The organism is Candidatus Eisenbacteria bacterium, assembly GCA_016867495.1.
Classification (GTDB): domain Bacteria; phylum Eisenbacteria; class RBG-16-71-46; order CAIMUX01; family VGJL01; genus VGJL01.
Genome location: VGJL01000207.1, coordinates 1 through 4282, shown reverse-complemented (window position 1 = coordinate 4282; position 4282 = coordinate 1). Strand labels below are relative to the sequence as shown.

The window sequence follows — 4282 nt, the reverse complement described above, 5'->3', positions numbered from 1 at the left end:
AAGTGTCGATGAGGCGCCGGCGCCCGCTCTCGAGGTCGTAGGCCTCCACCAGACCGATGCGCGGGAGATCCTCCTGCCGCGGATCGATCAGGACGACCGGGACCATCTCATGCTTGCGGGCGGCCAGGAGGAGCGCGTTCTCGTAGGGCTCATCGCACAGGAAGTCGCTCACCACGAAGAGCAGGCTCCGCCTGCGGAGCATCCTGGTGGCCCGCTCGAGGGCCTCGCGCAGACTCGTTCCGGTCCCCTGGCCCCTGTGATAGAGAACCTCCCGGACGATCCGGAGGATGTGGGATCTCCCCTTCCTGGGCGGCACCCACTTCTCCATCCGGTCGCTGAAGAGCATCAAGCCCACCTTGTCCTGGTTGACCGAGGCGGAAAAGGCGAGCAGGGCCGTCGTCTCGGCCGCGACCCTCTCGAGACTCCTCTGCGAGGAGCCGAAGCGGGTGGATGAAGAGCGGTCGACAAGAACGACCACGGTCCGCTCCCGTTCTTCGTGGAACTGCTTGACAAACGGGCGATCCATCCTGGCCGTGACGTTCCAGTCGATCCAGCGCACGTCGTCGCCGGGGACGTACTCGCGCACCTCCGAGAACTCGATCCCCCGCCCCTTGAAAACGGTGTGGTAGGAGCCGGAGAAGAGCTCCTGGACCAGGCGGCGGCTCTGGATCTCGATCTTCCGGACGCCGCGGAGGATGTCGACCGCCGCGTCCTGCGCCTCCGCCGTCGGCGGAACCGCGCGCGTCATGGAACCGGCACGGCCTCCAGGACCTGCGTCGCGAGCTGCTCGGCCGTGATCTCCTTCGCCTCGGCCTCGTAGGTCGTCAGGATCCGATGCCGAAGCACATCGAGGGCGAGCGCCTTGACATCGTCGGGTGTGACATAGGCGCGGCCCTGAATGAAGGCGTGCGCCTTCGCGGCCGTCGTCAGGTAGAGGGTCGCGCGGGGGCTCGCCCCATAGGAGATCCACGGCGCGATCTCGAGACCGAACTCCTTCGGCCTCCTCGTCGCGCTCACGATGTCCAGGACGTATTCCCTGATCTTGTCGTCCACATAGACCATCCGGACCGCGCTCCGCGCGCGGAGGATCTCCTCGGGGGTCGCCACGGGGCGCACCGCCTGCAGCGGCGGCCCCGTCATCCGGTCGAGGATCTGCCTCTCCTCCTCCCGGCTCGGATAGTCGACCTTCACCTTCAAGAGGAAGCGATCGAGCTGCGCCTCCGGGAGAGGGTAGGTCCCCTCCTGCTCGATCGGATTCTGCGTGGCCAGAACGAGGAAGAGCTCGGGCAAGGGATGGCTCGCCTCTCCGATCGTCACTTGCCGCTCCTGCATCGCCTCGAGCAATGCGCTCTGGACCTTGGCGGGAGCGCGGTTGATCTCGTCGGCCAGGATCAGGTTCGCGAAGACCGGCCCCTTGCGCGTCGTGAACTCGGCCGTCTTTGGATTGTAGATCAGCGTTCCGATCAGATCGGCGGGCAGGAGGTCGGGGGTGAACTGCAACCGCGAGAACTTCGCGTTCAGCGTTCCCGCGAGCGTCTTGACCGCCAGGGTCTTCGCGAGCCCCGGCACCCCTTCCAGCAGCAGATGCCCGTCGGCGAGAACCCCGACCAGCAGACGCAGCACCAGGGCGTCCTGGCCAACGATGACCGTCCCCACTTCGAGCCGGATCCTCCGGATCGGCTCCGACTCCCGCTCCACCATCTCCTGTATCTGACGAATCTCAGGATGCACGTTCCCTCCTGAACAGACTGACTCTACCCTCCCGCTCGCGCCGGGTTCCCGACCGAAGGATCAGAGCTCGGGATAGAGAGGAAAAGCCGCCGCCAAATCGATCGCGCGCGCGCGGACCTTCCGGGCCGTCTCTTCATCCCCCCCGCCGGCGAGCACCTCGGCGATCATCGCGCCGATCAGGTCCATCTCCGGCTCCTTCATGCCGCGTGTCGTCAGGGCCGGGGTCCCGACCCTGATCCCGCTCGTGACGGTCGGCTTCTCCTTGTCGAAGGGGACCGTGTTCTTGTTCACGGTGATCCCGGCGGCCTCGAGCCACCTCTCCGCCTTCTTTCCGGTGATCTGCCTCCCGCTCAGGTCGAGAAGGAAGAGGTGGGTGTCCGTGCCGCCGCTGACGACATCGAACCCGTGATCGACGAGCTTCGCGGCGAGCCTCCGCGCGTTCGCCACGACTTGCTCCTGATAGACGCGGAACTCCGGTCTGCGGGCCAGCTCGAAGCAGACGGCCTTCCCGGCGATCACATGCATCAGGGGACCGCCCTGCATGCCGGGGAAGGAGGTCTTGTCGATCGCCGAGGCCTGGGCCGCCGGACACAGGATGAAGCCCGAGCGCGGGCCGCGCAGCGTCTTGTGCGTCGTCGAGGTGACCACATGGGCGTGGGGAACGGGGCTCGGGTGGACGCCCGCGGCGACCAGTCCAGCGATGTGCGCCATGTCGACCATGAGGAGCGCCCCGACCTCGTCGGCGATCTGCCGGAAGCGCGCGAAGTCGAGGGTTCTCGCGTAGGCGCTCGCCCCCGCCACGATCAGCTTGGGCCTCTCCTCCCTCGCGATCGCCGCCAGGCCTTCGTAATCGATCATCTTGGTCTCGGGATCGACGCCGTAGGCGACGACCTGGAAGAACCTCCCCGAGAAGTTGACCGGGTGGCCGTGCGTCAGGTGCCCTCCGTGCGAGAGGTTCATCCCCAGGATCTTGTCCCCCGGCTGGAGGAAGGCGAAGTAGGCCGAGAGGTTCGCGGAGCTTCCGCTGTGGGGCTGCACGTTCGCGTGCTCGGCGCCGAACAGGTCCTTGGCCCGCGCGATGGCCAGCGCCTCGACCGCGTCGACGAACTCGCAGCCGCCGTAGTAGCGCTTTCCCGGATAGCCCTCCGCGTACTTGTTGGTCATGCAAGAGCCGACCGCCTCCAGGACGGCCGGGTGGGTGAAGTTCTCGGAGGCGATCATCTCAAGCGTCTCGCGCTGCCGGTTCAGCTCCCCCCTGATCGCCGCGGCCACCTCCGTGTCGAGTGCCGGTAGAAAGCGCATCCTATCCTCCCTCATCCCCTCTTCATGCCGGGGCCCGAGAATCATCGTTGGCCTTCCTTCCGCCCGTCGCCCGCCTCCTCGTCCTGGACATCGAGCTCCGGCTCGCCCGGGATCAGCTCCAGGATCGCCGGGATCGCCCGCTGCAGGCTATCTTCTATCAGAATCCAGGTCCGCTCGTAGACGTCGATCCCCTGGCCCACGGGGTCGGGGATTCCGAGCGGATCGCCGCTCCGATCGGCGTACTGCGTGACCAGGTGGATCTTCTCCGAGGATGTTGGATACGAGGCCGCGAGCATCTCGACGTGTTCAGGCTCCATCGCCAGGATCAGGTCGGCTCGCTCCACGAGTCGCGATGAGACCGCTCGGGAGACATGTCCCCGAATGTCGACCCCGTGGCCGGAGGCCGTCTCCACAGCCGCCGAGGAGGCGGGTATTCCCCCCACCGCCGCGGTCCCGGCCGACTCCACGACGAACTCCCCATGGTCGCCGCCGTCGCGGAGCATCTTGCGCAGCAACCCCTCGGCCATCGGGCTGCGACAGACATTACCGGTGCAGACAAGCAGAATCCGGATCATTCCCCTCCCGTTCTCGAGCCGGCCTCAAGTGTCATCTGGATGAGATCGGCAGGCTGGACGGCCCCTCCCCGAAGGTCCGGGGAGGATCGTCGGATTCTAGGGAGCGAACGCGCGTAGGGTCAAGGGCCTTCAGGAGTTCCCGGATCCGAGGCGTCTTCTTCGTCCAGCGGGATCAGAAGCGAGCCCTGCCTCAGGAGGATGGGCTGGTTTCCCGTGAGATCCACAACGGTCGAGGCCCTGCCCCGGAGGTCGCCTCCATCGACCAAGGCGTTCAGATGGCGACCGAAGCTCCTCTCGATCGCCTCGAATGAGCAGAGCGGGGGTTCCCCGGTCCGATTCGCCGAGGTCGACAGGAGAGGCTCGCCGAGGCCGGTGATCAGATCGTGGAGGAAGGGAGAGACGGCCCAGCGGAAAGAGAGAGTATCCCCTGGCCCGCAGAACTCCGTCGGAACGTGGGGACGGGCCCTCAAAACCGCAGTCAGGGGGCCCGGCCAGTACTTGATCAGGATCTCGTAGGAAGCCCCGTGAGGCGGCTCGGCATACTGGAAGGCCATCTCCGGTCCAGCCACCAAAGAGAGCATCGGCGCCGATCGGTCCGAGCCCTTGAGATCCCGAATCCTCTTCCAGGCCAGGGGGCTGTCGAACCTTCCGGAGAAGCCATAGATCGTGTCGGT

At 66.4% G+C, this 4282-nt stretch carries 5 protein-coding genes; all 5 read right to left on the bottom strand.

Annotation, left to right across the window (positions count from 1 at the left end; all coding sequences use genetic code 11):
• The coding region (locus FJY88_12255) for a DUF58 domain-containing protein (protein MBM3288107.1) at positions 1-748 on the bottom strand (748 nt) is incomplete at its 3' end.
• The gene (locus FJY88_12250; GenBank protein ID MBM3288106.1) at positions 745-1731 is read right to left on the bottom strand and encodes a MoxR family ATPase; all 987 of its coding nucleotides are present in this window, start codon (positions 1729-1731) and stop codon (positions 745-747) included. The genes FJY88_12255 and FJY88_12250, both read right to left, overlap by 4 nt.
• A gap of 60 nt (positions 1732-1791) precedes the next feature.
• A complete protein-coding gene (locus tag FJY88_12245; GenBank protein ID MBM3288105.1) occupies positions 1792-3033 on the bottom strand; it encodes a serine hydroxymethyltransferase in 1242 nt (413 codons plus the stop codon).
• Between the two features lie 41 nt (positions 3034-3074).
• A complete protein-coding gene (locus tag FJY88_12240; GenBank protein MBM3288104.1) occupies positions 3075-3608 on the bottom strand; it encodes a low molecular weight protein arginine phosphatase in 534 nt (177 codons plus the stop codon).
• A 119-nt stretch (positions 3609-3727) separates the two neighbouring features.
• A partial coding sequence (locus tag FJY88_12235; protein ID MBM3288103.1) for an L-threonylcarbamoyladenylate synthase occupies positions 3728-4282 on the bottom strand: 555 nt, incomplete at its 5' end.